This window comes from Bacillus sp. 5B6, assembly GCF_000259405.1.
Classification (GTDB): Bacteria; Bacillota; Bacilli; order Bacillales; family Bacillaceae; genus Bacillus; species Bacillus velezensis.
In genome coordinates this window covers 2,481,383-2,507,564 of the sequence record NZ_AJST01000001.1, presented here as the reverse complement: position 1 = coordinate 2,507,564, position 26,182 = coordinate 2,481,383, and the positions used below count along the sequence as shown (strand labels likewise).

General features: G+C 45.3%; 24 protein-coding genes, 2 tRNA genes, 2 pseudogenes and 1 other annotated feature. Of the genes and pseudogenes, 25 read left to right on the top strand and 3 right to left on the bottom strand.

Annotated features, from left to right (window positions below; genetic code table 11):
- Window positions 1-19: 19 nt before the first annotated feature.
- Window positions 20-1,249: an aspartate kinase gene (locus MY7_RS11715; RefSeq protein ID WP_007612944.1), complete on the top strand. Its 1,230-nt coding sequence runs from the start codon at window positions 20-22 to the stop codon at window positions 1,247-1,249.
- Between the two features lie 46 nt (window positions 1,250-1,295).
- On the opposite strand, the gene MY7_RS11710 is transcribed toward MY7_RS11715, so the two are convergent.
- Window positions 1,296-1,742, bottom strand: a complete 447-nt coding sequence (locus MY7_RS11710; RefSeq protein WP_007612940.1) for a YslB family protein — start codon at window positions 1,740-1,742, stop codon at window positions 1,296-1,298.
- A gap of 296 nt (window positions 1,743-2,038) precedes the next feature.
- Between MY7_RS11710 and sdhC the strand changes: the two genes are divergently transcribed.
- From sdhC to MY7_RS20165, 14 genes and pseudogenes are all read left to right on the top strand, one after another.
- Window positions 2,039-2,647: a succinate dehydrogenase cytochrome B558 gene (sdhC, locus tag MY7_RS11705; RefSeq protein WP_003152571.1), complete on the top strand. Its 609-nt coding sequence runs from the start codon at window positions 2,039-2,041 to the stop codon at window positions 2,645-2,647.
- Window positions 2,648-2,680: 33 nt separating this feature from the next.
- A complete protein-coding gene (gene sdhA, locus MY7_RS11700; protein WP_003152573.1) occupies window positions 2,681-4,441 on the top strand; it encodes a succinate dehydrogenase flavoprotein subunit in 1,761 nt (586 codons plus the stop codon).
- Between the two features lie 2 nt (window positions 4,442-4,443).
- Window positions 4,444-5,202 (top strand): succinate dehydrogenase iron-sulfur subunit, encoded by a 759-nt coding sequence (sdhB, locus tag MY7_RS11695; protein WP_003152575.1) that lies wholly within the window; start codon window positions 4,444-4,446, stop codon window positions 5,200-5,202.
- 59 nt (window positions 5,203-5,261) lie between these two features.
- Window positions 5,262-5,699, top strand: a complete 438-nt coding sequence (locus MY7_RS11690) for an acyl-CoA thioesterase (RefSeq protein ID WP_007612938.1) — start codon at window positions 5,262-5,264, stop codon at window positions 5,697-5,699.
- A gap of 120 nt (window positions 5,700-5,819) precedes the next feature.
- Complete coding sequence (gene gerE, locus MY7_RS11685; RefSeq protein WP_003152579.1) at window positions 5,820-6,044, top strand: spore germination transcription factor GerE; 225 nt, start codon at window positions 5,820-5,822, stop codon at window positions 6,042-6,044.
- Between the two features lie 186 nt (window positions 6,045-6,230).
- Window positions 6,231-6,671: a MarR family winged helix-turn-helix transcriptional regulator gene (locus MY7_RS11680; protein ID WP_003152580.1), complete on the top strand. Its 441-nt coding sequence runs from the start codon at window positions 6,231-6,233 to the stop codon at window positions 6,669-6,671.
- A gap of 7 nt (window positions 6,672-6,678) precedes the next feature.
- Window positions 6,679-7,497, top strand: coding sequence for a glutamate racemase (gene racE, locus MY7_RS11675; RefSeq protein ID WP_012118125.1), 819 nt, complete (start codon window positions 6,679-6,681; stop codon window positions 7,495-7,497).
- 105 nt (window positions 7,498-7,602) lie between these two features.
- Complete coding sequence (locus MY7_RS11670) at window positions 7,603-8,688, top strand: GerMN domain-containing protein (protein ID WP_007612936.1); 1,086 nt, start codon at window positions 7,603-7,605, stop codon at window positions 8,686-8,688.
- A gap of 109 nt (window positions 8,689-8,797) precedes the next feature.
- Window positions 8,798-9,535, top strand: coding sequence for a ribonuclease PH (gene rph / locus MY7_RS11665; protein ID WP_007612934.1), 738 nt, complete (start codon window positions 8,798-8,800; stop codon window positions 9,533-9,535).
- 11 nt (window positions 9,536-9,546) lie between these two features.
- Complete coding sequence (locus MY7_RS11660; protein WP_087920775.1) at window positions 9,547-10,143, top strand: XTP/dITP diphosphatase; 597 nt, start codon at window positions 9,547-9,549, stop codon at window positions 10,141-10,143.
- Window positions 10,144-10,158: 15 nt separating this feature from the next.
- Window positions 10,159-10,668, top strand: coding sequence for a YfcE family phosphodiesterase (locus tag MY7_RS11655; protein ID WP_007612931.1), 510 nt, complete (start codon window positions 10,159-10,161; stop codon window positions 10,666-10,668).
- Between the two features lie 113 nt (window positions 10,669-10,781).
- Window positions 10,782-10,855 (top strand) — tRNA-Arg (locus MY7_RS11650).
- Between the two features lie 124 nt (window positions 10,856-10,979).
- Window positions 10,980-11,053: transfer RNA gene (locus tag MY7_RS11645), tRNA-Arg, on the top strand.
- Between the two features lie 125 nt (window positions 11,054-11,178).
- Window positions 11,179-12,173: pseudogene (locus MY7_RS20165) on the top strand (tyrosine-type recombinase/integrase).
- A 263-nt stretch (window positions 12,174-12,436) separates the two neighbouring features.
- Here MY7_RS20165 and MY7_RS11635 read toward each other — a convergent pair.
- Window positions 12,437-13,639 (bottom strand): DUF262 domain-containing protein, encoded by a 1,203-nt coding sequence (locus tag MY7_RS11635; RefSeq protein ID WP_007612927.1) that lies wholly within the window; start codon window positions 13,637-13,639, stop codon window positions 12,437-12,439.
- A gap of 263 nt (window positions 13,640-13,902) precedes the next feature.
- Here MY7_RS11635 and MY7_RS19275 point away from each other — a divergent pair.
- A pseudogene (locus MY7_RS19275) lies at window positions 13,903-14,214 on the top strand (MazG-like family protein).
- A 1,393-nt stretch (window positions 14,215-15,607) separates the two neighbouring features.
- Window positions 15,608-15,793 carry a hypothetical protein gene (locus tag MY7_RS11625; protein ID WP_007408136.1) on the top strand — a complete coding sequence of 62 codons (186 nt, stop codon included), beginning with the start codon at window positions 15,608-15,610 and terminating at the stop codon, window positions 15,791-15,793.
- Between the two features lie 39 nt (window positions 15,794-15,832).
- On the opposite strand, the gene MY7_RS11620 is transcribed toward MY7_RS11625, so the two are convergent.
- Complete coding sequence (locus tag MY7_RS11620; RefSeq protein ID WP_020954258.1) at window positions 15,833-16,183, bottom strand: hypothetical protein; 351 nt, start codon at window positions 16,181-16,183, stop codon at window positions 15,833-15,835.
- 423 nt (window positions 16,184-16,606) lie between these two features.
- Window positions 16,607-16,858 (top strand) — a binding site (T-box leader).
- Window positions 16,859-16,977: 119 nt separating this feature from the next.
- On the opposite strand from MY7_RS11620, the gene ilvB reads away from it, so the two are divergent.
- From ilvB to ddcA, 8 genes are all read left to right on the top strand, one after another.
- Window positions 16,978-18,702, top strand: a complete 1,725-nt coding sequence (ilvB, locus tag MY7_RS11615; protein WP_029326044.1) for an acetolactate synthase large subunit — start codon at window positions 16,978-16,980, stop codon at window positions 18,700-18,702.
- Window positions 18,699-19,217: an acetolactate synthase small subunit gene (gene ilvN / locus MY7_RS11610; protein WP_003152598.1), complete on the top strand. Its 519-nt coding sequence runs from the start codon at window positions 18,699-18,701 to the stop codon at window positions 19,215-19,217. The genes ilvB and ilvN overlap by 4 nt, the downstream gene beginning before the upstream one ends.
- Before the next feature lie 22 nt (window positions 19,218-19,239).
- Entirely contained in the window at window positions 19,240-20,268 is a 1,029-nt protein-coding gene (ilvC, locus tag MY7_RS11605; RefSeq protein ID WP_003152600.1) for a ketol-acid reductoisomerase, read from the top strand.
- On the top strand, window positions 20,255-21,811 hold the full coding sequence (locus tag MY7_RS11600; RefSeq protein ID WP_007612906.1) for a 2-isopropylmalate synthase: 1,557 nt from the start codon (window positions 20,255-20,257) through the stop codon (window positions 21,809-21,811). The genes ilvC and MY7_RS11600 overlap by 14 nt, the downstream gene beginning before the upstream one ends.
- 20 nt (window positions 21,812-21,831) lie before the next feature.
- Window positions 21,832-22,929 carry a 3-isopropylmalate dehydrogenase gene (gene leuB, locus MY7_RS11595; protein ID WP_007612905.1) on the top strand — a complete coding sequence of 366 codons (1,098 nt, stop codon included), beginning with the start codon at window positions 21,832-21,834 and terminating at the stop codon, window positions 22,927-22,929.
- A gap of 49 nt (window positions 22,930-22,978) precedes the next feature.
- Window positions 22,979-24,397, top strand: coding sequence for a 3-isopropylmalate dehydratase large subunit (leuC, locus tag MY7_RS11590; protein ID WP_007612904.1), 1,419 nt, complete (start codon window positions 22,979-22,981; stop codon window positions 24,395-24,397).
- A gap of 15 nt (window positions 24,398-24,412) precedes the next feature.
- Complete coding sequence (leuD, locus tag MY7_RS11585) at window positions 24,413-25,012, top strand: 3-isopropylmalate dehydratase small subunit (protein WP_007408146.1); 600 nt, start codon at window positions 24,413-24,415, stop codon at window positions 25,010-25,012.
- Window positions 25,013-25,129: 117 nt separating this feature from the next.
- A complete protein-coding gene (gene ddcA / locus MY7_RS11580) occupies window positions 25,130-26,134 on the top strand; it encodes a DNA damage checkpoint antagonist DdcA (RefSeq protein WP_007612903.1) in 1,005 nt (334 codons plus the stop codon).
- The last annotated feature ends 48 nt before the right edge of the window (window positions 26,135-26,182 follow it).

Genomic DNA, 26,182 nt, shown 5'->3' with positions numbered 1-26,182 from the left:
ATGTAAAGGGTGGTCTAGTATGGGTCTTATCGTACAAAAATTCGGAGGCACTTCCGTCGGCTCTGCCGAAAAAATTCAAAATGCCGCAAATCGCGCCATTGCTGAAAAGCAAAAAGGCCATAATGTCGTAGTCGTCGTTTCGGCAATGGGAAAATCAACCGACGCGCTCGTTAACCTCGCGGCTGAAATCACATCTGAACCAAGCAGACGCGAGATGGATATGCTTTTGTCTACGGGAGAGCAGGTCACGATTTCGCTTTTGGCCATGGCGCTTCAGGAAAAAGGATATGACGCCGTCTCTTATACGGGCTGGCAGGCGGGTGTCCGCACGGAAGCCGTTCACGGCAATGCGAGAATTACGGATATTGATATTACGGCGATTCGTTCGCAGCTTGCAGAAGGCAAAATTACAGTCGTTGCCGGTTTTCAGGGCGTAACGGAAGACGGCGGCATCACGACGCTCGGACGGGGCGGTTCCGATACGACGGCGGTCGCTCTTGCCGCAGCATTGGAAGCGGATAAATGCGACATTTATACAGATGTTCCGGGCGTATTTACGACAGATCCGCGGTATGTCCGGTCAGCGAGAAAACTGGCGGGAATTTCTTATGATGAAATGCTGGAGCTTGCAAATCTAGGAGCGGGTGTTCTTCACCCGCGGGCGGTTGAGTTCGCGAAAAACTACCAAGTGCCTTTGGAAGTGCGGTCAAGCACAGAGCATGAAGCTGGAACATTAATTGAGGAGGAATCATCAATGGAGCAGAATTTAATCGTCAGAGGAATTGCATTTGAAGACCAGATCACGAGGGTGTCCGTTACGGGCCTTGCAAGCGGATTGACAACACTTTCAACAATCTTCACTGCGCTGGCCAAACGAAACATCAACGTTGACATTATTATTCAGACACAGTCGGACGATGGGGAAGCGGATATTTCTTTCTCAGTGAAAACGGAAGATGCCGCGCAAACGGTCGCCGTGCTTGAAGAATATAAAAACGCGCTTGACTATGAAAAAATTGAAACCGAAAGAAAACTGGCGAAAGTCTCCATTGTCGGGTCGGGCATGGTTTCAAATCCCGGCGTCGCCGCGGACATGTTTGCCGTACTGGCGGAAAAAAATGTACAAGTCAAAATGGTGAGCACATCTGAAATAAAAGTATCAGCGGTTGTCAGTGAAAATGATATGGTGAAAGCGGTCGAAGCGCTTCATGATGCGTTTGAGCTTTCTAAACAGCCGTCTGCCGTATAAACGGGCAGGAAAAAAGGCGGGACTTGGAGTCACCGCCTTTTTTCAATTATACAGGGTCCTTCATATCCCATTTTACGGTCAGGACGACTTTATCCGCTCTCTTTTTTACCTGTTCATAAGATTCTGCAATCTGATCGTTCATCAATTGAATCTGTTCGGCTATAAAACCGGCTTCAAGCTGAAAACAAGGCTCTTTCTGATGTTTGAGCCTGCTGGATACGAGCGGTCCTTCCAGTTCAAATTCCAGTTCTTGTTTTTTTGATCCTGCGTTTGTCAAAGTTCCCCAGCCGGCTTTTTCAAAAAAGGCGGGGATTTCTTCCCACGATTGAAGAGGAAATTTGCGGGCGAGGCGTTTTCCCGCCCAATACATCATGGATGAATGCTCCGGGCCGAGAATATCCGGAAGCACGATTTCCCGGATTAATTCGTAGCCGTATGCGCTGACGTCGAGTTCAGTTAAAGGTTCTAAAGCTGCTTCATAATTATTCTTCATATTATGTATTCCCCTCTCTCCTTCGTTTATTATAGCTTAAACATGGGGGAGGATTACAGGATGATCCTATAAAACACGCGAAAAAATGTGAGAAAGATATCGCAGGAAAATAAAATTTTCCCGTCAAATAATCAATTCCGAAAATTATAATTTATGTACACGTTTTCTTGACGCCCTTTTGAGGGAGGAGTAAAATGAAATTGTCAATAAATTTTAATAAAGTGCTTACAATTGAAACGAAGTGGGGGCAGAGATTTTAGTACATTTCGCACTTAAATCAAACAGGGGGTAAAGTAATGTCTGGGAACAGAGAGTTTTATTTTCGAAGATTGCATTCCTTGCTCGGTGTTATTCCGGTCGGCATCTTTTTGATCCAGCATTTAGTCGTCAACCAATTTGCCGCAAGGGGAGCAGATGCGTTTAACAAGGCGGCCGGCTTTATGGACAGTCTGCCGTTCAGGTATGCGTTAGAAATTTTTATTATTTTCTTACCTTTAATTTATCATGCGGTTTACGGTGTGTACATAGCATTTACTGCGAAAAACAACGCTGGCCACTACAGTTATTTCAGAAACTGGATGTTTGTGCTTCAGCGTGTCACTGGTATTCTCACCCTTATTTTCGTCAGCTGGCATGTGTGGCAGACGCGGATTGCCGCGCAGATGGGCGCTGAAGTCAACTTCGATATGATGGCGAATATTTTGAGCTCGCCGTTTATGCTCGGTTTTTACATTGTAGGCGTTTTATCGGTCATTTTCCACTTTTCAAACGGCTTATGGTCTTTTGCGGTCACATGGGGGATCACGGTCACGCCGCGTTCTCAAAGAATTTCGACTTACGTGACGCTGATTATATTTTTAGCGCTTTCATACGTAGGTTTAAAAGCGATTTTTGCGTTTGTGTAAGAGAACTAGATTACTAGAGGGAGAGGGGCTATCATGAGTCAATCAAGCATTATCGTAGTCGGCGGGGGTCTTGCCGGCCTCATGGCGACAATTAAAGCAGCGGAATCAGGCACGGCCGTTAAATTGTTTTCCATCGTTCCGGTCAAACGCTCTCACTCGGTCTGCGCGCAGGGCGGGATAAACGGAGCTGTCAACACAAAAGGGGAAGGAGACTCTCCGTTTGAGCATTTTGATGACACGGTATACGGAGGCGACTTTTTGGCAAACCAGCCTCCTGTAAAAGCGATGTGTGAAGCGGCGCCGTCCATTATCCACTTATTGGACCGCATGGGGGTTATGTTTAACAGAACGCCGGAAGGGCTCTTGGACTTCCGCCGTTTCGGGGGTACACAGCATCACAGAACCGCATACGCGGGAGCGACGACGGGTCAGCAGCTTCTTTACGCACTGGACGAGCAGGTGCGCAGATATGAAGTGGCAGGTCTTGTCACAAAATATGAAGGCTGGGAATTCCTCGGCGCCGTTCTTGACGATGAGCGCACGTGCCGCGGTATCGTAGCCCAAAATCTGACCAATATGCAAATCGAGTCATTCCGTTCTGACGCCGTTATTATGGCGACGGGAGGTCCCGGAATCGTATTCGGCAAATCAACAAACAGCATGATCAACACGGGATCTGCCGCATCAATCGTCTATCAGCAGGGCGCTTATTATGCAAACGGCGAATTTATCCAAATTCACCCGACAGCAATCCCGGGGGACGATAAACTGCGTCTGATGAGTGAATCGGCGCGCGGCGAGGGCGGAAGAGTCTGGACGTACAAAGACGGAAAACCTTGGTACTTCCTTGAGGAAAAATATCCGGCTTACGGAAACCTCGTGCCGCGGGATATTGCGACACGTGAAATCTTTGACGTGTGCGTGAATCAGAAACTCGGCATCAACGGTGAAAACATGGTGTATCTCGATCTGTCGCACAAAGATCCGAAAGAGCTTGACGTTAAGCTTGGCGGCATTATCGAAATCTATGAAAAATTCATGGGCGATGACCCGCGCAAGCTTCCGATGAAAATTTTCCCTGCCGTTCACTATTCAATGGGCGGACTGTGGGTTGATTATGATCAGATGACAAGCATCCGCGGACTGTTCGCAGCGGGAGAATGTGATTATTCAATGCACGGAGGAAACCGTTTAGGGGCGAACTCTCTGCTTTCCGCAATCTACGGAGGAATGGTGGCCGGACCGAATGCGGTGAAATATGTTTCCGGACTTGAAACATCAGCGGAAGACCTGTCTTCTTCATTATTTGATTCCTATGTGAAAAAAGAAGAAGAAAAATGGGCCGATATTATGAAAATGGACGGCGACGAAAATGCCTACGTGCTTCACCGTGAGCTCGGAGAATGGATGACGGCCAACGTCACGGTGGTCCGCCACAACGACAAGCTTTTGAAAACGGATGACAAAATCCAAGAGCTGATGGAACGCTTTAAGAAAATCAATATCAACGATACGACAAAATGGAGCAACCAAGGGGCGATGTTCACCCGCCAGTTCTCCAATATGCTTCAGCTTGCCAGAGTCATCACGCTCGGCGCATATAACCGAAATGAAAGCCGGGGAGCGCACTATAAACCGGATTTCCCTGAAAGAAATGACGATGAGTGGCTCAAAACGACGATGGCTAAACATGCCGGTCCGTTTGAAGCTCCGGAATTTGAATATCAGGATGTCGATGTATCACTGATTGCGCCCCGTAAACGCGACTACTCGAAGAAGAAGGTGGCGAAATAATCATGAGTGAGAAAAAGATACGGTTTATCATTACACGTCAGGATACGCCCGAAAGCGCGCCATACGATGAAGAATTCGAAATTAATTACCGCCCGAATCTGAACGTGATTTCCGCCCTGATGGAAATCCGCAGAAATCCCGTGAATGCAAAAGGAGAGAAAACCACTCCGGTCGCATGGGACATGAACTGTCTTGAAGAAGTATGCGGCGCCTGCTCCATGGTCATCAACGGAAGACCGCGCCAGTCATGTACGGCGCTGATTGATAAGCTGGAACAGCCGATCCGTCTGAAGCCGATGAAAACATTCCCGGTTGTCCGTGACCTTCAGGTTGACCGCAGCAGAATGTTTGATTCACTGAAAAAAGTGAAAGCATGGGTGCCGATTGACGGAACTTACGATTTGGGACCGGGGCCGAGAATGCCGGAAAAACGCCGCCAGTGGGCATATGAATTGTCTAAATGCATGACATGCGGCGTCTGCCTCGAAGCCTGCCCGAACGTCAACAGCAAGTCGAAATTCATGGGGCCTGCCCCGATGTCGCAAGTGCGTCTGTTTAACGCCCATCCGACGGGCGCGATGAACAAAGCAGAACGTTTAGAAGCGTTAATGACAGACGGCGGCCTCGGAGATTGCGGGAATTCACAAAACTGTGTTCAATCCTGCCCGAAAGGCATTCCGCTTACGACTTCAATCGCTGCTTTGAACAGAGATACCAATTTACAAGCATTCCGTAATTTCTTCGGAAGCGACAGAGTATAAGAAAGAGAAAAAGAGCCTCTTCCGCACGGGAGAGGTTTTTTTATAAGGAGCTGAAGGTGATGAAACAACCGCAATATATTGATATCCCGTTTGAAGAATGGAGACAGTCGTTTTCTTTCTTTACTGAAGTATCGGTTCGTTTTTCAGAAACGGATATGTTCGGCCATATGAATAATGTAACCCCTTTCATCTATTTTGAAGAAGCCCGGATCGCTTATTTTAAACAGCGAGGCATGACGGCGCAAAACTCGGAAACGATGACCGTCGTCGCAAGCCAGCAGTGCGACTATATGCGTCAGGTTATGCCGTATGAAAATCTGCGGATTTATGTGAAAGCAAGCGCTGCCGGAAATGCGTCCGTCACCCTTCATTACCTTGGAGAAAATGAGTCGGGCCTGCCGTGCTTTACAGGTTCCGTCGTTATGGTTCAAGTGTCGAAGGAAAGCGGCAAAGCGGTCAGCTGGACGGAGCGGGAGAAAGGCATTCTGCTCGCCTGAACGGATAACTATTTCTCTAAGAGACGTCACCTCCGAAGCGCCCTTTACATATGATATCTTGACTATATAAACCCATTCGTTTCAGATTCGCTCTCACCTTAGCAAGGAGGGTTACAATACTTGAAGGAGAAAGATTTTCAATCAAAGCCGCTGCTGACCAAAAGAGAAAGAGAAGTATTCGAATTGCTCGTTCAAGACAAGACAACAAAGGAAATTGCAAGCGAGCTATTTATCAGTGAAAAAACTGTACGGAACCACATTTCAAATGCCATGCAGAAGTTAGGTGTGAAAGGGCGTTCGCAAGCTGTTGTCGAGCTTCTTAGAATGGGTGAGCTAGAGCTCTGATTCTTGCCGGTTTTCCTTCTTTTCGAGAAGGAGCCGGTTATTTGCGTTGGCGCCCGGGCTGATGGGCATGCGGTGAAAATCCCGGTTTTTCCTTTTTCTCCGTCAGTCTTGCATTTTCTTAAAAAAAGAAGGAAAATAGACACGGAGCGCATAGCCCAGAAAGATCCTTGAGTGAGGGATGGACAAATGACATCAAAATCTGTAGAGCATGTTGCGGATATCGAAAAATCACTCCGCCATATCGCTGCGATCATTAAACAAAAAGGAAGAGAAATCCTTAACCAATATGCAATTACACCGCCGCAATTCGTGGGGCTTCAATGGCTTTATGAATTGGGGGATATGACAATAGGCGAATTATCAGGCAAAATGTATTTGGCTTGCAGCACGACGACGGATCTGATAGACCGCATGGAAAAAAATAAGCTTGTCGAGCGGGTCAAAGACCCGGCTGACAGACGGGTCGTCAGAATTCATCTTCTCGCTGAAGGAGAGCGCATTATCCAAGAAGTGATTTTGAAAAGACAGGCTTATTTGCGGGATATGTTTGCGACATTTTCCGAAGAAGAAACAGCCGCTTTCGAAAAATCATTATTGAAACTGCAGCATGAAATGAAAAGAAAATGAGGCGATTTTGTTGGAACAGCCGATAGGAGTCATTGATTCCGGGGTTGGCGGGTTAACCGTTGCTAAGGAAATCATGAGACAGCTACCGAAGGAAAATATCATCTATGTGGGAGATACAAAACGCTGCCCGTACGGCCCGCGTCCTGAAGAAGAAGTTCTTCAATACACGTGGGAAATGACCGATTACCTGCTGGAAAACCACCATATCAAAATGCTCGTGATCGCCTGCAATACGGCCACGGCCATTGCCTTGGAGGATATTCAGCGCAAAACGGATATTCCGGTTGTCGGCGTCATTCAGCCGGGTGCAAGAACGGCGATAAAGGTCACGAAAAACCAGCATATCGGCGTCATCGGCACGGTCAATACCATTAAAAGCAGAGCGTATGAGCAGGCGCTGCTCGGGTTAAACGCAGAACTTCAAGTTGAGAACACGGCTTGTCCGCTGCTCGTGCCGTTTGTGGAAAGCGGACGGTTTCTTCAGGAATCAGCGGAGGAAGCGGTTGAAGCATCGCTTGAGCCTTTAAAAGGTACATCAATTGACACCTTGATTTTAGGATGTACGCATTATCCGATTTTAAAAGATCCGATTCAGAACTATATGGGAGAGCATGTAAAAATCATTTCCTCCGGAGACGAGACGGCAAGAGAAGTGAGCACCATCTTGTCTTATAAAGGTTTGTTAAACCAATCGAAACATGCACCGGAGCATCAATTTCTTACAACGGGAGAGCGGAACGGCTTCGCAAAAATTGCCGAAGACTGGTTCGGCCACGAAATCGGCCATGTCGAGTGCATCTCCCTTCAAGAGCCGGTCAGAAAATAAATCAAAAAACCCGCTGTTTACGGCGGGTTTTTTTGCGCTTCCCGGTCTATTTCCCGGACAGGGCTCGTATACATCATAGTACAAACAGCCTTAGGAGGGAAAAGTATGCTGAAAAAAGGACCTGCAGTCATTGCTGCAACATGTCTTACTTCGGCTTTTGTGTTATCTGGATGCGGTTTGTTTCAATCCGATAAAACAGCCGGGGAAATTGACCCGCCTCAAGACATTTCATATGTAAAGGATGAAGCGGGAATTCAGGCAAAACCAAAGCAGTCAGAGAAAAACGGCACTTCTAAAGCCGACCAGCCGGCCAATACAGTCATGCGAGAGCTGTATCTGATTGATAAAAACGGCTATGTCGCAGCACAGACACTGCCTCTTCCGAACAGTGAGGGAACCGCAAAGCAGGCCCTTGAGTATTTGGTTCAGGGAGGGCCTGTGTCAGAAATCCTGCCGAACGGCTTCAGAGCGGTGCTTCCTGTTGATACGACGGTAAATGTCGATATTAAAAAAGACGGCACTGCTGTCGCTGATTTTTCGAAGGAATTTAAAAACTATAAAAAAGAAGACGAACAAAAAATCCTGCAATCGATTACATGGACGCTTACTCAATTCAGCTCAATAGATAAAGTCAAAATCAGAATCAACGGGCACGAGCTGAAAGAAATGCCTGTGGGCGGCACGCCGATTACGGGCGACTTAAGCAGAAAAGACGGGATTAATATTGAAACGGCCGGAGTGAATGATCTGACAGACACCCACCCGCTGACTGTATATTATCTGGCGGAAACAGAGACGAGCGAATACTACGTGCCTGTCACAAAGCGGATTGACAATTCGGAAACAAATGACATCACCGCTGCCGTTGAACAGCTCGCCGACGGACCGGGCAAAGCAAGCGGGCTTTTGACGGACTTTAATAACGATGTTAAACTTCTCAGCAAGCCGAAAGTGAAAGACGGCCAGGTTACACTGGACTTTAACAGCTCCATTTACGGAAGCGCCGACGAAAAAACAAAAATGGTATCATCGGGCGTACTGGACAGCATCGTCCTCACGTTAACCGAACAGCCGTCGATCAAAAGTGTTTCTATAAAAGTAAACGGAAAATCAGAACTGGTGAATGAAAAAGGAGAATCCCTTTCAAAACCTGTTTCGAGGCCGTCACAAGTGAATACGGGTAGTTTTTAATTTGCGATTTTTGATATACTAGTAAAAAAGAGGTTAGCGTTCCGGCTGCCTCTTTCTTTATTCACAATCCGGAACAAAAGGTTTATGTACATATAATCGGAGGTAAAATATGAGACACGACGGAAGACAGCACGATGAGCTGCGCCCTATCACATTTGATTTGGATTTTATCACTCACCCGGAAGGCTCTGTTTTAATTACAGCGGGAAATACGAAGGTCATCTGTAATGCATCTGTGGAAGACCGGGTGCCGCCATTTTTACGCGGCGGAGGAAAAGGCTGGATCACAGCGGAATACAGCATGCTTCCCCGCGCGACGAATCAAAGAACGATAAGAGAATCTTCAAAAGGAAAGGTCTCCGGCAGAACGATGGAAATTCAGCGGCTGATCGGGCGCGCGCTCCGGGCCGTCGTTGATTTGGAGAAGCTCGGCGAACGGACGATCTGGATCGACTGTGACGTCATTCAAGCTGACGGCGGAACAAGAACGGCTTCCATTACCGGCGCCTTCTTGGCAATGGCCATTGCGATCGGCAAACTCGTAAAAAGCGGCGTTATCAAAACCTCTCCTGTGACAGATTATCTCGCGGCCATTTCTGTCGGGATGGATAAAGAAGAAGGCCTTCTTTTGGATCTGAATTATGAAGAGGATTCGGCGGCTGAAGTCGACATGAATATCATCATGACGGGAAGCGGACGTTTTGTAGAGCTTCAAGGGACGGGCGAAGAAGCCACATTCTCCCGTGAAGATTTAAACGGACTGTTAAGCCTTGCCGAAAAAGGAATCCAGACGCTTATTCAAAAGCAAAAAGAAGTGCTGGGAGAAACATTGCCTGAACTGAAATAAGAAAGAGAGGCCTGATCACCGTGAAAGAAGCCATTATTGCGACACATAATCAGGGAAAAGTGAAAGAATTCAAGGAAATACTCGAACCGAAAGGCTACAGCGTCTCTTCTTTGGCGGAAATCGGATTTACGGAAGAAATTGAAGAAACCGGACATACCTTTGAAGAAAACGCCATCTTAAAAGCGGAAGCCGTGGCAAAAGCCGTCAACAAAATGGTCATTGCAGACGACTCCGGTTTATCGGTGGACAACCTTGGAGGCAGACCGGGCGTTTATTCAGCCCGTTATGCCGGAGAAGCAAAAGATGATAAGGCGAATATGGACAAGGTGCTGTCAGAATTAAAAGGCATCGAAAAAGAGCAGCGCACGGCCCGGTTCCGCTGCGCCCTTGCCGTCAGCATGCCGGGGCAGGAAACAAAAACGGTCGAAGGTCATGTTGAAGGGTATATTGCGGAAGGACCCGAGGGGGATAACGGGTTCGGCTATGATCCCATTTTTATTGTGAAAGATAAAGATAAAACCATGGCCCAGCTGACAAGCGCTGAGAAAAACAAAATCAGCCACAGGGCTGAGGCGCTCAAGAAATTGTCAAAGCTGCTTGATTCATAAGGGGGAGCGTATGCAATGAAAGTGCTGATAATAAGTGACAGTCACGGCCTTGAAGACGAGCTGGAGACGATTGCAAAGCGGCACGAAGACGAAGCGGATCTGATGATTCATTGCGGTGATTCAGAGCTTGACGCCGCACATCCGGCGCTTACGCCATATCACACGGTAAAAGGCAATTGCGACTTTGGCGGCGGGTTTCAGGATGAACTCCTTCTGGACGCCGGTTCAAAGAAAATTCTGGCCGTTCACGGGCATCTTCACGGCATTAAACAGTCACTTTTAACTGTTTTTTACCGGGCGGAAGAGCTTGGGGCGGATATCGTCTGCTTCGGCCATTCACATATTGCCGGGAGTGAAGTGCTTCGGGGCAAGCTTTTGATTAATCCGGGCAGCATCCGTCTTCCGAGAGTCCGCAATGTGAAAAGCTATGCCATTCTTACTCTTACAGAAAGAGAAGGCGCCGTGACATTTTACGACGAAACGGGTCGGGAATTGAAGGAATTGGGGAATACAATCAGTTTTTAACAAGTGATGGGGGAGATTTCATTCTTCCCCATCAAAAGTTTTTAAAAAAATATTGACTTATGATTTGAACCTGTATATAATAAATCTTGTCGCTGATACATAAAGCAAAAGCTGTCCCAGTAGCTCAGCTGGATAGAGCAACGGCCTTCTAAGCCGTCGGTCGGGAGTTCGAATCTCTCCTGGGACGTACAAAAAAAGAGCTGGTGACATCAGAGTGAAAACTGATGCCGCTGGCCTTTTTTATCGGATGACTATATTGTCAATTCGCTGATATCATGGTAAAATGATCAGCAGAACAATTTGTTTTTCATGTCCCAGTAGCTCAGCCGGATAGAGCAACGGCCTTCTAAGCCGTCGGTCGGGAGTTCGAATCTCTCCTGGGACGTTAATAAATTGGGTGCTAAAGCCCGTCAAATCAACCTTCTATATCGTTAGTGAAACAGTCAGTATAACGGTCACGTAAGAAATTACACCGTATAACGACGTACTAATGGTATAGAAGGTTTTTGTATGACCAAAAGAAAAGGTTTGTTTGATGTTGTAATTGATGTAAGAGGATTGCTAGAGAAAAAGCCGAGTTCTAACTCAACACCACTCAATACAAAAAATAACTTAAATCAATATGCTGAACATACAGCAGAATCAATACTCATCTCTAAGGTTCTAGCCACAGTAACTAGGCAAATGAAGGTGAGCGGTAACAGAAGTCGTACCATAGATGATAACGTCCGACATGTAGAGCATTTTCAAAATATAACACGTATACAGTACATAGAGATATAACTGCCGAGGCTATTTACAAGTGGTTAGACAGTATGAATGTCAGCAATCAAACCAAATTAATAAGATTGAAATGTTTAAAGGTTTTTCTTTCCCCCTGTTTTGATAATCGCTAGATTGAACTTTGGAAGACCATAAATATCAAAGTTGACGCTACAGAACATGATGTCAACGTTCTGCTCTCCCCATTGGATCTGAGCAATTTCGTTCAGCTAAGAGATGCAGTAGCAGTATTAGTTATGTTCAAGACCGGGGTGAGGATAAATACTTTATCTCAACTTGAAGAAAGGCATATTGATTTCAATAATAGTGTACTAAACTTAGAAGGAAGTATTATGAAAAATCATCAGCAGAGAAAGCTGCCTTTTGATGATTTGTTAAAACGTTTGTTGGAGGTATTAATAAAGCAAAATGCTTTCATTAGGAAACGTTATCGCAAGAGCAATAGCTTATTGTTTATTACGAAGTATGGTGACCCTATTTCTTCCTCTTCAACACATAAGTAATATTTAGAAGCCGCTAAACAAGTACGTTAAAATGCACGGCTTAAGTAATATTAATCATCATGCTCTGAGGAGAGGATTTGCTAAGACGATTTGTTAGACAAAGGTGCTAATGTTGCAGTAATCTCAAAAGCATTGGGATTTAGTGATACATCGGTTAATGCCCAGTATCTATACTTAGATGTTGATGAGGTTGCAAGTAACCGCCGCTCGTACTTATGAAAAAAAGAGTTAGGAGAAGCGATATATGAGTTTTATGGTTACTTTGATGAATTTTACGAAGAGGAAAAGTCTTAATGAAGGGAAAAATGCGTGATACTTTAATCAAGTATTGCACATGGCTATTCCAATAGTTTATAAGACTGCTGCCTATTTTTGTTGTCGCTTTGTAAATAGGGATAACTAAATTGCATCAGTATAAGAAAACAAAGAAAGACCTGCAAATATGTAGGTCTTTCTTTTGCATTGATTAATGATGAGAAGCATTAAACCGTCTTCAATTCTTCAGCACCTAGATATCGAATCTCAATAATTTCTTTAAAGATGTCCCTTCTTTCATCGTTTGATTTATTTGTGAAGTCAGTTTCCTCATACCAATCTAATAACGCCATTTTTTGTTTCTCGTTAAGTTCTTTATTATGATTATAAACAAAGAAACCAGTGATGTATGTTATATAGTCGATACGTGTTGGAGGAGTAAGGTTATTATCATCAATGAACGCAAATGTTTTTTCTAAAGCCTCTAAGGTAAGATCAAAACATCTTTTTAAGTCTGAGACCTCTAAAGCGCATAGTTGATTCTCTTTCGTATCTGATGCCATAGGGGTGAAGTTACGGACATGATCCCCTCTTTGTGTTATTACTTCATAAGCCGCATTTAATGTGGCAATCGGAATTGATACTTCTGTATTCTTCTGAACAAATAGAGAACGGTACCCATTTTCATCCATTTTAGATACGAAGATATCGGTGTAGTCAGAGTAGATATCCATTCCTCTTACAAGTAATTTAGCAAATTTAATCTGTACCCCAGATACACGACTTCCGGCATTATTAAGCTTTTCAAACCAATCTACTTGTTCGTTTTCCGTCAGATCTTCTGCAATGTTAATAGTGTAGTTATAATCAAATAATTTGCTTCTAACTGACATTAAAACATCTTTTACTTCTTGTTTCTTTAGGAAGCTATTGCTGTTTGTGTATGCAAAGAACTCATTTATGTCCTTATTTAACAATTTTCCTACAGGTATTTGGTTGTTTTGTATCTCTCCACCAACTTGAAAAAACCTTCCTCTACCTATATCTAAGACAATATTTTTAAAAGAGTTGTCATCTGTGTAGGCTTTGTAGTTACATGTTAGACGCTGCTGTCCATCTGTAACTGAATATTTACCTTGAACATTACCTTCAATGAGTTTTCTATCAATAAACGTAACTTGTTCTACAGCAATGCTAGTGTCTGTTATTTCATTAATTGAGATGGGAGAGACTGGGGCTTTTCCTAATAATTGATAGTTAAGCAGGTCGATATTCTTTTGTAATATCCATCGGATTCCAGATTGATAAAGTGGTAGCACCATCTGTTTACTTTCTATTCTGTCACATAAATTCCTAACAGTGAACTGAAAAGATCTTTTTGATGGATTAAATGATATTGCTTTAGTCAATGAAGGACTAACTGTTGCCATAATTAATCACCTCTAGATAAATTTGGTATAGATAGATTCTAAATCAGCTGCATCATTAAATCAATGCTTTTTTTGTAAAAAAAATGATTATTCTTAAGTGCTGCACCTTAATATCCTTAGAGTAGTGTGCATTACATGGAAGGTAGTATTCCCGTGACAAAATATTTTTCTGAAATGTTAATATATAGGAAGAATCTCAATTAAAAAAGAGTATTAGATCAGAAGAAATGGGTTGTAAAATGGAAATCAATTAACTCGAGGCTATGGTTCTGGAGTTTAGAGATGATAGAAACTGGGGGTAATTTCACAATGCTGAAGATATAGCCCTGTCACTATCACTCCAGGTAAGTGAACTTCTGGAAAATCTTCAATAGAAAAGTAGTGAAGAAGCCCATAAAGAGAATATGGAGAATATTGAAGATGAATTTGCTGATGTACTAATCTATTCCTGATTATTGGCTCATGATCTGAAGATTGATGTGAACAAGATCATTAAGAATAAAATAAAAAAGAATGAAAAGAAGTATCCTGTTGATAATGCGTATGGTGTCAGAACAAAATACACGAACCTATAGGAGCGTACAAGATAAGTAGGGTCATTCTTCGAGAACACTATGTTGATACACTCGATCGAACAGTAGATATCTTGAGAATAAAACCATTTGTAAGTGAGGATCAATTTGAAAGGTTAGTTCAAACGGGGGAGTAACCGCAGGAGTAAATAATGTTAATGCAAACAAGTGGAACAGAATAGAACCAGCTAGGTAACATTTTTTCAGCTAAAAGGGTCTTATATTCTTATGGATTTGTAACGTAAAAATACATAATGTCCCACTTGAAGAGCAACTATGGGGGGAGATTCAAAGGGGTAGACTTGGGAGTATATATACTTCCTTGATGAAATCAGAGAGTATGACATACAGGTCTCTCTGTTTAATGAGATTGTAGGTTATTCACCTAATTTTATGTGGAGGGGTTTTCTGTTCTTGATAAAGAGAAGAGTAATGTACTTTTAAGTTATTTTGACATTGAAGGTGAAATGACTCTTCAACCAGTAACTGAGAGAGACTACAAGGAAGTTATTGAAGCTCTCAATAGAGATACACTTGATATCGAAGGTAAAACTAAAAGCAGAGCTGAACAATTCTTAGAAAGGCTCTATTCGGGAATAAAACCATTGACATATTGCAGATATGCGGTAAGGAATAGCCTATTCAATTTTTAGTAGTAGCCCACATTCTGAAGAGTTCCTTATGTACCAAGGAAGAAAAACTGGAATATCACAATATAGTGATGCCGATATGTAAGTTTTGATGTCATGATTTGTTTGAGAAAGGTTATATTATTGTCAAAGATGGTAAGGAATCTTGAATGAAAAGCTCACTACCGAATGGTTAGATGTATACCTACATAATCTTGGGTGAAGGGAACTAAACAATTGGAATGAGAATGATGCCAAGTATTTTTTATAGTATGCAAAACATCATTCGTTATCAAAAGTGAGATGATATTGTGTTTCTCCATGAGTATTGATTGTTTTCTAGATGCTATACGTTGTTGTAAAACAATTATGCTACGATGAATAGAGATTATGGTCAAAGTTCGGAAAATGACCGTTATACATGAACGTAAACGATAGCGATATATAAAGGATGAAGGCCGGATAGAGCAACGGCCTTCTAAGCCGTCGGTCGGGAGTTCGAATCTCTCCTGGGACGTATAAAAAACCTCAAGCCCTGACAATGGATTTGAGGTTTTTTTGTATTTTATTTTTTATTTTACGAAACAAAAATTCCGTATTTGATGAAAATTGTAAAGTAATTTTAATATAAATGAAACTTAATGTAATATTTACCGTAATAAATATATGTATAAAGATACTTAAGGCGCCCTTGAGTGATAAATTATCTAATTTCTATCATACATTTTGTCAATAATCGATAGAAAGGCAGCGGGAGGAATTAGCTTTTGAAGTACGCATTTGCATATAAAAATCACAATATAGAAACGATCTTTTGCGGAAAAGACGAACTGTTTGAGGAACTGAAACAATTTTTAATCACTCAATGCGGTTTAATCATTGTTGAGGTTTCAAGGGCTGATTACTATACGGAGCAGGAAATGAATCAGTGGAATGACCGTTATACCCTCTGAATAAGAAAAGAAACCGGCCGTGGGAGACCGGTTTTTGTATCATCTGAATCCGCTCGGAGCGCTGAAGCCCCCGGCATGACCGCTGAAACCGCCTCCGAGCGCGCCGGGATGTGCCCCGGCGCCGAGGCTTCCGCCGACGTCACTGAAGGTTTGGCCGTAGTACCCGGATGTATAAGGGTACGGAACGAATTGCTGCCCGGCGAATGACAGTGTGCTTTGCGGGGTCTGCTGTCCGTATCCGGATGAGGGGAATCCCTGCTGAAAAGAAGGGCCGCCTTGATATGGAGCTGTATGCATCGGGGCCGGGGGATAATAAGACTGCGGCGGTAAGACCGGTAAAGGCGGAAATCCAGGAGGCAGGCCCTGCATGCCTGATAACATCTTATTCATGACATCACTCATTTCTTACGAGATAAGAACAGTGTATGCGTATGTCTGTATAAAGAGCCTGTTCAATCGAACGAAATATCTGACAAGCATGCCGGAAGGACAGAGAAAAATCGTGTAATAAAATGTGACATATTCGTATATGAACGGAAAAATTTCATGTAATCTTGAGAGATTAATAAAAAAATGAAAAAAACTTTTAATATTTACAGATCCCTTTGTACCAGTAATGAAAGCGTATACAAAGTAGATTGATTAATCTAAATTGTCTAATAATTATAAAAATGCTGTTGACACTGCCTGCAAACGGGCGTAATATGAGTTCAAACAAAAATAAATAAATGATTCACGCTAAAAAGAAAAATCATAAAACACTGAAAAAACAAACAAATGAAGGTTCTTTTTTTAATAAAAGAGCTGCCATAATAAAAAGCGCAGAAGAGGATAAGTAGCTTTGCTGAAGTTTTTCACAGAGAGCCGGTAACGCTGAGAGCCGGTAAAACAAATCAAAGTGAACTCCCCTCAGAGTGCCGGTCTGAAATGTAAAGAGTAGGACTCGGCCGAGTGAACGCAATGTTTACTCGTTATCAAAACGGATATTCATTATCCATGAGACGGTCTGCATATGACCGTAAACAAGGGTGGTACCGCGGAGAGCAAAGCCTTTTCGCCCCTTTTGGCTATCGCATGAAATGCTTGGCTGAATGTGGGTGGGAAGGCTTTTTTATTTGCGTCAGCCGGCGCTGCGTTTTATGAATTGGATTTTAGAAGGGAACATTGAAAAGGAGGAACTGAAAATGGGCACAAATGTACAGGCGGATACTATGTCTGCCGATTGTACAAAGACAATGAACGGGGCTCTGATGCTGATTGAATCATTAAAGAAAGAAAATGTCGAGATGATCTTCGGCTATCCGGGGGGAGCCGTCCTTCCGATTTACGATAAACTGTATCAATCAGGATTGGTTCACATCCTGCCCCGCCACGAGCAAGGCGCGATTCATGCGGCAGAAGGGTATGCGAGAGTCTCCGGAAAGCCGGGGGTTGTGATTGCTACCTCAGGGCCCGGAGCGACAAATTTAGTTACCGGTCTTGCGGATGCGATGATTGATTCACTGCCGCTCGTAGTGTTTACCGGTCAGGTGGCCACTTCGGTTATTGGCAGCGACGCTTTCCAGGAAGCCGACATTTTAGGAATTACGATGCCGATTACGAAACACAGCTACCAAGTCCGCCGTCCGGAAGATCTCCCCCGCGTGATTAAAGAGGCGTTCCATATCGCCACGACGGGAAGACCTGGTCCGGTATTAATTGATATACCGAAGGATGTCGCAGCATTTGAAGGAGAGTTCAGATATGATCATGAGATCAGCCTTCCGGGTTATCAGCCGGTAAAAGAGCCTAACTATCTGCAGATTCGAAAGCTCGTGGAAGCTGTCAGCAGTGCGAAAAAGCCGGTTATTTTAGCCGGAGCGGGTGTTTTGCACGGTAAAGCTTCAGAAGATTTAAAAAATTATGTCGAACAGCAGCAAATACCGGTAGCCCACACGCTTCTCGGTCTGGGCGGTTTCCCGGCAGATCATCCTCTTTTTCTGGGAATGGCGGGGATGCACGGCACATACACAGCGAACATGGCGCTTTACCACTGTGACTTGTTGATCAGCATCGGAGCGCGGTTCGATGATCGTGTGACCGGAAATCTGCAGCATTTTGCAAAATCGGCCAAAGTAGCGCATATCGATATTGATCCTGCTGAAATCGGAAAAATTATTGAAACGCAGATTCCGGTGGTCGGCGACAGTAAAATTGTCCTTCAGGAATTATTGAAGCAAAACGGAAAACAGGGACAGACAGAGGAATGGAAACAGCAGCTTTCAGAATGGAAAGAAGAATATCCGCTTTGGTATACAGACAACAGAGAAGAGGGCTTAAAACCCCAAAAGCTGATTGAGTATATTCACCAATTCACAAACGGTGAGGCGATTGTGGCGACGGATGTCGGCCAGCACCAGATGTGGGCGGCTCAGTTTTATCCTTTCCGAAAGGCTGATAAGTGGGTGACCTCGGGGGGACTCGGCACAATGGGCTTCGGCCTTCCGGCGGCTATCGGAGCGCAGCTGGCCGATCGTAACGCCACGGTCGTTGCCATCCTCGGAGACGGCGGTTTTCAGATGACCCTTCAGGAATTAGATGTCATCCGGCAGCTGAATCTTCCTGTCAAAGTGGTTATCTTGAACAACGAATGTCTGGGCATGGTCAGACAGTGGCAGGAAATCTTCTATGAAGAACGCTATTCTGAATCCAAATTCTCGGCGCAGCCTGACTTTGTCAAATTGTCAGAAGCCTACGGCATTAAAGGCGTCCGGATTTCATCGGAAGAAGAGGCGGAAGAAGAGCTTAAAAAGGCGCTTTCATCAAAAGAACCGGCCGTTATTGACGTCCGGGTCGCCAAAAGCGAGAAAGTATTCCCGATGATTGCGCCGGGTAAAGGACTTCATGAAATGGTGGGGGTGAAACCTTGAAACGCATTATCACATTAACGGTGGTCAATCGCTCGGGAGTATTAAACCGGATCACCGGCCTGTTTACAAAAAGACACTATAATATCGAAAGCATCACTGTAGGCCACACGGAAACAAGCGGTGTTTCAAGGATTACATTTGTCGTCCATGTGGAAGGCGAAAATGACGTAGAGCAGCTGACAAAGCAGCTTAACAAACAAATTGACGTCCTGAAAGTGACGGATATTACAAACCAATCGATTGTACAGCGTGAGCTGGCATTAATCAAAGTTGTTTCCGCACCGTCGGCCAGAACGGAAATCAATGGAATCATTGAGCCGTTCAGAGCTTCCGTCGTTGATGTCTCAAGAGACAGCATCGTCGTTCAGGTTACCGGCGAATCTAATAAAATCGAAGCGCTCATAGAGCTTCTCAAACCTTACGGCATTAAAGAAATCGCGAGAACGGGCACAACGGCTTTTGCGAGGGGAACCCAGCAGAAGGCGTCATCCAATAAAACAATTTCAATTGTATAACACAAAAAAGGGAGAGATTAAAATGGTAAAAGTATATTATAACGGTGATATCAAAGAGAACGTATTGGCGGGTAAAAAAGTAGCAATTATCGGTTACGGTTCACAAGGTCATGCACACGCGCTGAACTTAAAAGAAAGCGGAATTGATGTCATTGTCGGCGTCAGACAAGGCAAATCATTTACACAGGCCCAAGAAGACGGTCATAAAGTCTTTTCGGTAAGAGAAGCGGCTGCCCAGGCTGATATCATTATGGTTCTTCTTCCGGATGAACAGCAGCAAAAAGTATATGAAGCTGAAATCAAAGATGAATTGACGGCGGGCAAGTCATTGGTATTCGCACACGGATTTAACGTCCATTTCCATCAGATCGTGCCTCCAGCTGATGTAGATGTCTTCCTTGTCGCTCCTAAAGGGCCGGGACACCTTGTCAGAAGAACATATGAACAAGGCGCAGGCGTACCGGCATTGTTTGCCATCTACCAGGATGTATCAGGAGAAGCGAAAGATACGGCTCTTGCTTATGCAAAAGGAATCGGCGGAGCGCGTGCGGGCGTTCTTGAAACAACATTTAAGGAAGAAACGGAAACGGATTTGTTCGGTGAGCAGGCTGTTCTGTGCGGAGGTTTAACGGCGCTTGTCAAAGCGGGTTTTGAAACGCTGACAGAAGCCGGCTACCAGCCCGAACTCGCATACTTCGAGTGTCTGCACGAACTGAAGCTGATCGTAGACTTGATGTATGAAGAAGGATTGGCGGGCATGAGATACTCTATCTCCGATACGGCTCAATGGGGAGATTTTGTATCAGGACCGCGTGTAGTCGATGCGAAGGTAAAAGAATCGATGAAACAAGTATTAACAGATATTCAAAACGGTACATTCGCGAAAGAATGGATCGTGGAAAACCAAGTGAACCGTCCTCGCTTCAATGCGATCAATGCGAGTGAAAACGAGCATCAGATTGAAAAGGTCGGCAGACAGCTTCGTGAAATGATGCCGTTTGTTAAACAAGGCAAAAAGAAGGAAGCGGTGGTCTCCGTTGCGCAAAATTAATGTTTTCGACACGACCCTTCGTGACGGTGAACAATCCCCCGGGGTCAACCTCAATTCCCGGGAGAAACTGGCGATAGCTAAGCAGCTTGAAAGACTCGGGGTGGACATTATTGAAGCGGGATTTCCCGCTTCATCCCGAGGTGATTTTTTAGCTGTGCAGGAAATCGCAAGAACGATTAAAAATTGTTCGGTAACAGGGCTTGCCCGATCTGTCAAAGGTGACATCGACGCAGCCTGGGAAGCGCTGAAAGACGGGGCTAGCCCGCGGATTCACATCTTTATCGCCACCTCTGACATTCATCTGAAGCATAAGCTGAAAATGACGCGGGAAGAGGTTAAGGAAAAAGCGGTTGAAATGGTGAAGTATGCAAAAGAACGCTTTCCGATCGTTCAATGGTCAGCAGAAGACGCATGCCGCACAGAACTTCCGTTTCTGGCTGAAATCGTGGAAAAAGTGATTGATGCCGGCGCGAGCGTCATCAACCTGCCGGACACTGTAGGTTACCTGACGCCGGCTGAATACGGAAACATCTTTAAATATATGAAGGAACACGTTCCGAATATCAGCCGGGTAAAGCTCTCAGCCCATTGCCACGATGATCTCGGAATGGCGGTTGCCAACTCACTTTCGGCAATTGAGAACGGCGCTGATCAAATTGAATGCGCCATTAACGGCATAGGAGAAAGAGCCGGGAACGCCGCACTAGAGGAAATCGCCGTTGCGCTTCATGTCAGAAATGACGCGCATCAAGCCGATTCATCTCTCAATCTTCATGAATTGAAGCGGACGAGTGATCTTGTCAGCAAACTGACGGGCATGGCCGTTCCCCGCAATAAAGCGATCGTCGGAGATAACGCTTTCGCACATGAGTCGGGTATTCACCAAGACGGTTTCCTGAAAGAAAAATCAACATATGAAATCATTTCACCGGAACTTGTCGGCGTGACTGCTGATGCGCTCGTACTCGGAAAGCATTCCGGGCGCCACGCGTTCAAAGACCGCCTGAATACGCTTGGATTCCAGTTTGATAGTGATGAAATCAATAAATATTTTACGATGTTTAAAGAACTGACCGAAAAGAAAAAAGAAATCACCGATGATGACTTGATTTCTCTTATTTTAGAAGAAAAAGTGACAGACAAAAAAATCGGCTATGAATTTTTGTCTCTGCAAGTGCATTACGGGACGTCTCAGGTGCCGACTGCAACAGTCTCTTTAAAAAATCAGGAAAACGAACAGCTGATGCAAGAGGCGGCAACGGGGGCCGGCAGCGTAGAAGCCGTTTATAATACGCTCGGGCGCTGCATCGATAAAAATATTGAACTGACAGACTACCGCATCCAATCCAACCGAAAAGGCGAAGACGCGCTGGCTCAAGTTTACGTCAGAGTGACCGTGAACGGAAAAGAATCATCAGGGCGGGGAATCGCGCAGGATGTTCTGGAAGCTTCTGCAAAAGCATATTTGAACGCCGTGAACCGGCAATTGGTGCTGGATTGCAATATAGACGGATTAAAGAGACAGACTGCGGTCGGCTCGTAATAGAAAGGAGAACGTTTGATTTGAAAAAACGCATTGCTTTGCTTCCCGGTGACGGAATCGGACCGGAAGTGGCGGAATCAGCGGCAGATGTATTGAAAAGCGTTGCCGAACAATTCGGACATGAATTTGAATTTGAAAATGGACTGATCGGGGGAGCGGCCATTGACGCCCATCAAAACCCCCTTCCTGAGGAGACGGTGGCTCTTTGTGAAAGATCCGACGCCATCCTGCTCGGGGCAGTCGGCGGACCGAAATGGGACCAAAATCCTCCGGAGCTCAGACCGGAAAAAGGCCTGCTCGGCATCAGAAAAAAACTCGGCCTGTTTGCCAATCTGCGTCCCGTGACCGTATTTGAAAGCCTGTCTGAGGCGTCTCCGCTGAAAAAAGAATATATTAGCGGCGTCGACTTTGTAATCGTCAGGGAACTGACGGGCGGCCTCTACTTCGGAGAACCGAGCAGACAGTATGTCAATGAAGCGGGAGAAAAGGAAGCGGTCGATACCCTTTTTTATAAGAAAGAAGAAATCGAACGCGTTGTCAGAGAAGCCTTTAGGATGGCTGCCGGCAGAAAAGGAAAAGTGACGTCCGTTGATAAGGCGAATGTGCTTTCATCAAGCAGACTGTGGCGGGAAACAGCGGATGAAATCGCAAAAGAATTTCCTGATGTGACGCTTGAACATATGCTTGTCGATAATGCCGCGATGCAGCTCATCTACGCTCCGAGCCAGTTTGACGTCATCGTAACTGAGAATATGTTCGGCGATATTTTAAGCGATGAAGCCTCCATGCTGACAGGCTCGCTCGGCATGCTGCCGTCAGCCAGTTTATCAAGTTCAGGTCTTCACTTGTTTGAACCCGTGCATGGATCTGCGCCTGACATCGCCGGTAAAGGGATGGCCAATCCGTTTGCGGCGATTTTATCAGCGGCGATGCTTTTGAGAACATCTTTCGGGCTTGAAAACGAAGCGCAGGCGGTGGAAAAAGCGGTCGCAAAGGTTCTTGCAGACGGCAGCCGTACACGTGATATCGCCCGGGACGGCCAATATGCCGGAACGCATGACATTACTGAAAAAGTAAAAGCCGCATTAGCTGGCTCGAATACAAAATCTATAGTGTGACGCTTTAAAGAAAGCGGTCTTAGTTCATAGGTAGAGGGAGGAAACAAAGATGATGCCTCGAACAATCATCGAAAAGATTTGGGATCGGCATGTTGTAAAAAGCGGTGAAGGAAAACCCGACCTTCTCTATATTGATCTGCACCTAATTCATGAGGTGACGTCTCCTCAGGCGTTTGAAGGGTTAAGGCAGAAGGGAAGAAAGGTCAGACGGCCGCAGAACACATTTGCGACGATGGACCACAATATTCCGACCGTCAACCGTTTTGACATTAAAGATGAAGTCGCAAAGCGCCAAGTAACCGCGCTTGAACGGAATTGCGAGGAGTTCGGCGTCCGTCTTGCGGATCTTCACAGCGCAGACCAGGGAATCGTTCACGTGGTCGGACCTGAGCTTGGTCTGACACTTCCGGGGAAAACGATCGTTTGCGGAGACAGCCATACATCGACTCACGGCGCGTTCGGAGCGCTTGCCTTCGGTATCGGCACAAGTGAGGTGGAACATGTTCTTTCCACTCAGACATTGTGGCAGCAGCGGCCGAAAACGCTTGAAATCCGCGTTGACGGAACGCTCCAAAAAGGAGTGACCGCGAAGGATGTCATATTGTCGGTCATCGGAAAATACGGGGTGAGATTCGGTACCGGATATGTCATTGAATACACCGGGGAAGTATTCAGAAACATGTCTATGGACGAACGCATGACCGTCTGCAATATGTCAATAGAAGCGGGAGCACGGGCGGGACTGATCGCTCCAGATGACACGACGATCGAATATTGTAAAAACCGTAAATACGCGCCTAAAGGCGAAGAGTTTGACAAAGCCGCCGCAGAATGGAAAGCGTTAAAAACCGATCCGGGCGCCGTATACGATCATTCCATCGTGTTAGACGGCAGCGAGATTTCTCCAATGGTAACATGGGGCGTCAATCCCGGCATGGTTCTCCCGGTCGATGCCCAAATACCGGCGCCGGAAACGATTGATTCTGAAGACGGTAAAAAAGAAGCCATCCGCGCGTACGAATACATGGGAATCTCACCGAATCAAAAAATTGAAGATATTAAAGTCGAACATGTGTTTATCGGCTCCTGTACAAATTCGCGGATGACCGATCTTCGCCAGGCTGCGGATATGATCAAAGGCCGAAAAGTCGCCGACAGCGTCAGAGCCATTGTGGTGCCGGGTTCTCAAAGCGTGAAACAGCAGGCCGAAGAAGAAGGGCTGCACCGCGTGTTTCTCGAGGCCGGATTTGAATGGAGAGAATCAGGCTGCAGCATGTGCCTCAGTATGAACAATGATGTCGTGCCTGAAGGGGAACGATGCGCTTCCACTTCCAACCGCAACTTCGAAGGCAGACAGGGAAAAGGCGCGAGAACACACCTTGTCAGTCCGGCGATGGCGGCAATGGCGGCCATTCACGGGCATTTCGTCGATGTAAGAAAGTTTTATCAAGAAAAAACAGTTGTGTAAGGAGTGCGCGAAAAGATGGAACCTTTAAAAACGCATACGGGAAAAGCGGCTGTCTTAAACCGAATCAACGTCGATACGGACCAGATTATTCCGAAACAGTTTTTGAAAAGAATTGAAAGAACCGGATACGGCAGATTCGCGTTTTTTGATTGGAGATACCTTGAGAACGGTGAGCCTGATCCTGAATTTGAATTAAACCGCAAAGTCTATGAAGGCGCGTCCATATTAATTGCCGGAGAGAATTTCGGCTGCGGATCATCCCGTGAGCACGCTCCTTGGGCGCTGGATGATTACGGCTTCAAAATCATCATTGCTCCGTCATTTGCCGATATTTTTCATCAAAACTGTTTTAAAAACGGTATGCTTCCCATCCGTATGCCGTATGATCAGTGGAAAAAACTCGCCGGTCAATATGAAAATCAGTCCCTTAACATGACGGTTGACTTGGAAAACCAGCTCATTCACGACAGTGAAGGAAAAGAGATTTCATTTGAAGTCGATCCTCACTGGAAGGAAATGCTGATAAACGGCTATGATGAAATTTCATTAACGCTTCTGCTGGAAGACGACATACAGCAGTTTGAATCGAAAAGAAGTTCATGGCTTCAAGCCTGAAAAAAGCCGACCGGCATCTGTCCGGCGGCTTTTTTTACCGTGCGCACCATCCTTTCTTGTGTTTCCTGACGCGTGTTGATACACTTGAAAAAAATAGCGCCTGAAAGGAAATAAAGTATGACGCATGACAATAAAAAAGCTGATATCATTCCTTTCCCCCGTCTGAAAGAACGCTTGGTTGATAAAGGGATGGCCGCCATGAAGGATAAACAGTATCAGGAGGCCCTCGAACTGTTCTCAGAGGCGGTAAGCCACGGCGATACCGAGTCCGACGTACATTTAGGCATGGCGATTTGTTTTCTGGAACTCGGGGAATTGGAAGAAGCAAAACAAGTTTGCGAGAAAATGCTGAATGAAGGGTACGGCCATTATTTCACCGTACTGCAGGTGTACATGACCATTTTAATTCAGCTGAAACAATATGAAGAAGTCAAAAGCACGATTGAAGCTGTGCTGGAAGAAAACCAGCTGCCCGCAGAAAGTGCGGAGCAATTCTACCGGCTGCTCGAATTCAGCCGCAAAATGACCGATCCCGACCAGCAGGATGAAGCGTGGGAGGAGGAATACGAGGATATTCTTGATGCGGAAAAAGTGCTGAACAGCCCCGCTGAACAAATGAATCTGATTCATTCTCTCAAAGACCGCAATATTTCAAAATACACGGGTCTCTTAAAAACAATTCTTCAAGATCCGGGCGCGCATCCGCTTATCAAGACGATGATTTTGACGCTGATGGCGGAGCATGACTACAGCAAGCCGGTTCATATTACAAAATTCGGCGATTCAATGACCGCGGTTCCGAGTGAAACGGTTCAGCCTGATGCGGCTCCGATTTTGCATCGCGTTCTCCGGGTGCTTGATGAAACGCTCGGCAATGAAAACCCTACATTATACGCTGCCGTCGAGGAGCTGTGGAGAAGGCATCTGTACGTCCTGCACCCTTTTATGCCGAAGTTTTTGAACGCAGATTTATGGGCGGCGGCGCTTCATAAGGTCGGTTACGAGATGCACGGCATTGACATTGAGCCGGAGGAACTTCATATGATGTACGAGTTTGACAGCCGCGAACTTGAAGAAGCCTGCACGATGATTAAGGATATTGAAGAAATTTCTTATTTGTAAATCACACCATATAGTTGAAAGCGGTAGGCGTTATGTTATAATATAGTG

Excerpts from the sequence above, each read along its gene's own strand:
- MY7_RS11715 (WP_007612944.1), top strand. The coding sequence starts at position 20 with ATGGGTCTTATCGTACAAAAATTCGGAGGCACTTCCGTCGGCTCTGCC.
- MY7_RS11710 (WP_007612940.1), bottom strand. The coding sequence starts at position 1,742 with ATGAAGAATAATTATGAAGCAGCTTTAGAACCTTTAACTGAACTCGAC.
- sdhC (WP_003152571.1), top strand. The coding sequence starts at position 2,039 with ATGTCTGGGAACAGAGAGTTTTATTTTCGAAGATTGCATTCCTTGCTC.
- sdhA (WP_003152573.1), top strand. The coding sequence starts at position 2,681 with ATGAGTCAATCAAGCATTATCGTAGTCGGCGGGGGTCTTGCCGGCCTC.
- sdhB (WP_003152575.1), top strand. The coding sequence starts at position 4,444 with ATGAGTGAGAAAAAGATACGGTTTATCATTACACGTCAGGATACGCCC.
- MY7_RS11690 (WP_007612938.1), top strand. The coding sequence starts at position 5,262 with ATGAAACAACCGCAATATATTGATATCCCGTTTGAAGAATGGAGACAG.
- MY7_RS11680 (WP_003152580.1), top strand. The coding sequence starts at position 6,231 with ATGACATCAAAATCTGTAGAGCATGTTGCGGATATCGAAAAATCACTC.
- MY7_RS11670 (WP_007612936.1), top strand. The coding sequence starts at position 7,603 with ATGCTGAAAAAAGGACCTGCAGTCATTGCTGCAACATGTCTTACTTCG.
- rph (WP_007612934.1), top strand. The coding sequence starts at position 8,798 with ATGAGACACGACGGAAGACAGCACGATGAGCTGCGCCCTATCACATTT.
- MY7_RS11655 (WP_007612931.1), top strand. The coding sequence starts at position 10,159 with ATGAAAGTGCTGATAATAAGTGACAGTCACGGCCTTGAAGACGAGCTG.
- MY7_RS11635 (WP_007612927.1), bottom strand. The coding sequence starts at position 13,639 with ATGGCAACAGTTAGTCCTTCATTGACTAAAGCAATATCATTTAATCCA.
- MY7_RS11620 (WP_020954258.1), bottom strand. The coding sequence starts at position 16,183 with ATGAATAAGATGTTATCAGGCATGCAGGGCCTGCCTCCTGGATTTCCG.
- ilvB (WP_029326044.1), top strand. The coding sequence starts at position 16,978 with ATGGGCACAAATGTACAGGCGGATACTATGTCTGCCGATTGTACAAAG.
- ilvC (WP_003152600.1), top strand. The coding sequence starts at position 19,240 with ATGGTAAAAGTATATTATAACGGTGATATCAAAGAGAACGTATTGGCG.
- leuC (WP_007612904.1), top strand. The coding sequence starts at position 22,979 with ATGATGCCTCGAACAATCATCGAAAAGATTTGGGATCGGCATGTTGTA.
- leuD (WP_007408146.1), top strand. The coding sequence starts at position 24,413 with ATGGAACCTTTAAAAACGCATACGGGAAAAGCGGCTGTCTTAAACCGA.
- ddcA (WP_007612903.1), top strand. The coding sequence starts at position 25,130 with ATGACGCATGACAATAAAAAAGCTGATATCATTCCTTTCCCCCGTCTG.